4 protein-coding genes are annotated in these 4,248 nt (G+C 65.0%); 1 reads left to right on the top strand and 3 read right to left on the bottom strand.

Annotated features, from left to right (window positions below; translation table 11 throughout):
• Positions 1–527: cation diffusion facilitator family transporter (locus tag VDP82_RS14665; protein WP_323015580.1), on the bottom strand; the 527-nt coding region annotated here is incomplete at its 3' end.
• A gap of 168 nt (positions 528–695) precedes the next feature.
• Positions 696–1,022 (bottom strand): metalloregulator ArsR/SmtB family transcription factor, encoded by a 327-nt coding sequence (locus tag VDP82_RS14660; RefSeq protein ID WP_323015579.1) that lies wholly within the window; start codon positions 1,020–1,022, stop codon positions 696–698.
• Between the two features lie 114 nt (positions 1,023–1,136).
• Between VDP82_RS14660 and VDP82_RS14655 the strand changes: the two genes are divergently transcribed.
• The gene (locus tag VDP82_RS14655) at positions 1,137–2,126 is read left to right on the top strand and encodes an MDR family oxidoreductase (RefSeq protein ID WP_323015578.1); all 990 of its coding nucleotides are present in this window, start codon (positions 1,137–1,139) and stop codon (positions 2,124–2,126) included.
• Between the two features lie 161 nt (positions 2,127–2,287).
• On the opposite strand, the gene VDP82_RS14650 is transcribed toward VDP82_RS14655, so the two are convergent.
• Entirely contained in the window at positions 2,288–4,165 is a 1,878-nt protein-coding gene (locus tag VDP82_RS14650; protein ID WP_323015577.1) for an ABC transporter ATP-binding protein, read from the bottom strand.
• Positions 4,166–4,248: the final 83 nt, after the last annotated feature.

Genomic DNA, 4,248 nt, shown 5'->3' with positions numbered 1-4,248 from the left:
TGCACCATGGCGCCGCGGATATTGACGTGCTCGCGGTCGCCGCGCGAGAGCACGAGGAACACCCCGATATTGACCACCAGCCCCAACACCGCCACCACGAACATCGGCCCGGCCAGCACAGGATGGGGATTGAGGAAGCGCTGCACCGCTTCGATCGCGATCCAGCCGACCAGCAAAAAGAGCGTGATGGCATTGATGAGCCCGGCAACGACTTCGAGCCGCATATAGCCGAAGGTGCGCCGCCCGTCCGAGGCGCGCCGGCCGATGCGGAAAGCCAGCCAGGCCAGCAGCAGCGCCGCCGCGTCGGTGAGCATGTGGCCAGCGTCGGCGATCAGCGCCAGTGAGCCGGACAGCCACCCGGCCACGACTTCGGCCAGCATGAAGCCGGCGGTGAGCACGAAGCCGATCAGCACCAGTTTTTCATTGCCGGCGCTGACCTGGGGCGCGTGGCTGTGCTCGCCATGGTCGTGCCCGCCATGATCGTGGGCATGGTCGTGACTGTGGCCGCCATGTTCATGCGTCGCCATTATCGGCCTCCTGTAACTGAACATATGAATATCTGTTCATATGTTCATGTCAATGCGGAATATGCCCTAGATCATTTCACCGTTTAGTCGAAACGCTGAAATGATCTAAGCCTTTGTTTTATCGCGTTTCCGAACCGCAAAACCGTTCCCACTTTTGCTGGAAACGCTCTAGCCGGCGGCGGCCGGCTCCTCCTCCATCACATGCTCGATCATGTCCGAGAGCATGCGGGCAATGTGGTGGTCGGCGGTGCGATAGAGCACCTGGCGGTTCTGCCGCGTCCCCTCGACCAGCCGCGCCGCACGCAGGAGGCGCAGATGGTGGCTGACCAGGGAGGGCGAGGCATGGGCCGCCTGGGCGATGTCGCCCACCGCGATCGGGCCGTTCAGGCACGCCAGCAGCACGCGCAGCCGGGTGGGGTCGCCCAGCAGGCGGTAGGTCTCGGCGATGACGGCGATGTGGGCGTCGGTGGGGCTGGTCTCGGTGGGGATCGTCATGGCGTCTACCCTGGGCTTGCTCCTTCCCAGAGGTAAGGCGCTTCGCTGCCGGGCGCCAGAGGGTGGCGCCGGCGGGAGGAGCGTGCCAAATTCTGCCCAGAGGAGAAACTAGCCATGACCTTTCCCGCCCTGGTGACCGAAAGACGCGACGATGGCAGCATCGTTTCGCAAGTGGAAATGCTCGACGACGCCCGCCTGCCGCCGGGCGAGGTGAGCGTGGATGTGGAATGGGCCGGGTTCAACTACAAGGACGGCCTTTGCCTCACCGGCGGGGGCGGCCTCGTGCGCACCTACCCCCATGTGGGCGGCATCGACTTTGCCGGAACCGTGCGCGACAGCACCGATCCGCGCTATGTGCCGGGACAGGCCGTGGTGCTGACCGGCTGGCGCGTCGGCGAACTCCATTGGGGCGGCTTTGCCGGGCGGGCCCGGGTCCAGGCCGATTGGCTGGTGCCGCTGCCCCTGGAGATGAACACGCGCCAGGCCATGATCCTGGGCACCGCCGGCCTCACCGCCATGCTGGCGGTCAACCGGCTCGCCCATGCCGGCGTGGCGCCCGACGATGGCGAGGTGCTGGTGACCGGCGCGGCGGGCGGGGTGGGCTCGATGAGCGTCAGCCTGCTCTCGCGGCTGGGCTATCAGGTGGCTGCCCTATCGGGGCGGCCGCAGCACGGCGAAAAGCTGGTCGCGCTGGGGGCGAAGAGCCTCGTCGAGCGCGCCGAGTTTCTCGCCCAGCCCGACAAGCCGCTGGAATCGGCGCGCTGGGCCGGCGCGATCGACAGTGTCGGCGGGGTGGTTCTGGGCAAGCTGCTCAAGCAGATCAGGCCGGGCGGCGCCGTCGCCAGCCTGGGCAATGCCGGCGGCATCGAGATCAACACCACCGTGTTGCCCTTCATCCTGCGGGGCGTCAGCCTTCTGGGCATAGACAGCGTCATGCAGCCCTATGAGGCGCGGCTGGAGGCCTGGGACCGGTTGGCGAGCCTGTTCGACTTCCCCGCCTATGACGGCATGGTCGAGGAAGTCGGCCTCGCCGACTTGCCCGAGGCGGCCGGGCGGATTCTCCGAGGCGAGATTTCAGGGCGGGTGCTGGTGCGGCCGCGTTAAAGGGTTTTATCCACCGGGTCATGGTGGGTGGGGAGAGGGCGGATCAAGCGTGAAGCGCCTTAGATCATTTCACTGTTTAGTAGAAACAGTGAAATGATCTAAGCCTTTGTTTTATCGCGTTTCCGAACCGCAAAACCGTTTCCACTTTTGCTGGAAACGCCCTAGCGATACCCTGCGGCCTGCAATTCGAAGAGCTCGGCATAGCGCCCGCCCAGCGCCAGCAATTGCTCATGCGAGCCGGATTCGAGGATGCCGCCATTTTCGAGCACGAGAATGCGATCGGCCATGCGCACGGTGGAGAAGCGGTGCGAGATGATGACCGCGCTCTTGCCGGCGGCCAGGCTCTTGAAGCGCGCAAAGACGTCGGCTTCGGCCTTGGCGTCGAGCGCGGCGGTGGGCTCGTCCAGGATGATGAGATCGGCGTCGCGCATATAGGCGCGGGCAATGGCGACCTTCTGCCACTCCCCGCCGCTGAGATCGCGGCCATGCTTGAACAGGCGTCCCAATTGCTGGTCATAGCCCTTGGGCAGCCGGGAAATGACGCCATCGGCCAGGCTGCGCTCGGCGGCGGTCTCGATGCGCCCCATATCGTGCTGGTCGGCAATGCGGCCCACACCGATATTCTCCCGCGCCGAGAGGCTATAGCGGATGAAGTCCTGGAAGATGACGCCGATATGGGCGTGGATATCGGCGACGCTCAACTCCCTGAGGTCGATGCCGTCTATGGTGATGCGGCCTTCATCGGGATCGTAGAGGCGGGTGAGCAGCTTGACGATGGTGGTCTTGCCCGCCCCGTTCTCGCCCACCAGCGCCAGCGTCTCGCCGGCCTGGAGGGTGAAGCTCAGATGCCGGATGGCCCAGTTCTCCGTGCCCGGATAGCGGAAACCGACACTTTCGAAGGTGATGCCCTGCCGGATCGGCTGCGGAAAGGGCTTGGGATCGACGGGCGAGAGAATGGTGGGCTCGATCTCGAAGAAGGAGAAGAGATCGTCCAGATACATCGATTGCCCGGCGATCTGAGTGAAGCCGAGCAGCAGCTTCTGGAACAGGCCGTTGAGCCTGAGAAAGGAGCCGGAGAGGAAAGCCAGGTCGCCGATGGAGAAGGCCCCGGTCACCGTGCGCCAGACAATGAAGCCATAGGCGCCGTAATAGGTGAGGGTGGAAATGGAGGAGAACAGCGCCCCCCAGGCGGCGCGCTGCGTCGCCAGCGAACGGTTCTCCAGATAGATGGTGTGAGCCAGTTCGCGAAAGCGGGCGATGAGGAAATCCCCCAGCCCGAAGAGCTTGAGCTCCTTGGCCGTCTCGGCGCTGGCTCCGATATAGCGGATATATTCGAGCTCGCGCCGCTCGGGCGTGCGCCAGCGGCTGAGGAAATAGGCCAGCGTATTGAAGCGCGTCTCGCCCCAGATGGCGGGGACGAAGGAAAGCGGCAGCAGCAGGATCAGCCAGGGGGCATAGGCGAACAGTCCCGCAGCCAGCGTCACCACGGTGAGGATGTCCTGGGCCTGGCCGAACATCTGGCTCAAAAGCGCATTGCGGCCCGCCGCCTGCCGGCGCGCCCGTTCCAGCCGGTCCTGATATTCGGCCGATTCGAAATGCATGAGGTCGAGCCTTGCGGCATGGGCCATGAGCTCGACGCTGACCGTATTGGCGTGAAGCTCGGAGAGCACCGAATCCACGAGCCCGGTGGCGCGCACCAGCAGGTCTGAAACGATGACCAGTCCCAGTTCCAGCAGCAGCAATTCGGTGACGGAGGTGAGCTGCCCGCTCGCCCACCAATCGGCGAAATCGGGGCCTGGCGGAACGATGCCGGTAAGGCGCACCACCTCGTCGATGATGAGCTTGCCCACATAGAGCATGGCCAGCGGTTGCAGCGCCGAAATGAGGCGCAGGCCGACGCTGGCCGCCGTCAGGGGCTTGCTGGTGCGCCAGATCTGGGCCACGAGCCGGCCGAGATGGCGCAGGTTCTCGATGCGCTCGCGCAAGCTGGGGGCTTTGTCGGGGATGGGCGGGGGAACGCGCCCGGGCAGGTCGGTCATGCCGCTTCTATAGCGCTCTTTCCCGCAGCCGAAAATAGCGATGAGGGCCGCTCCCGAAGATGGGAAGCGGCCCCTAGATTATT

It is taken from the genome of Devosia sp. (assembly GCF_034675085.1).
Lineage (GTDB): Bacteria > Pseudomonadota > Alphaproteobacteria > Rhizobiales > Devosiaceae > Devosia.
Note: the sequence above shows the minus strand (reverse complement) of the source record. Positions and strands in the feature narration are given on the sequence as shown.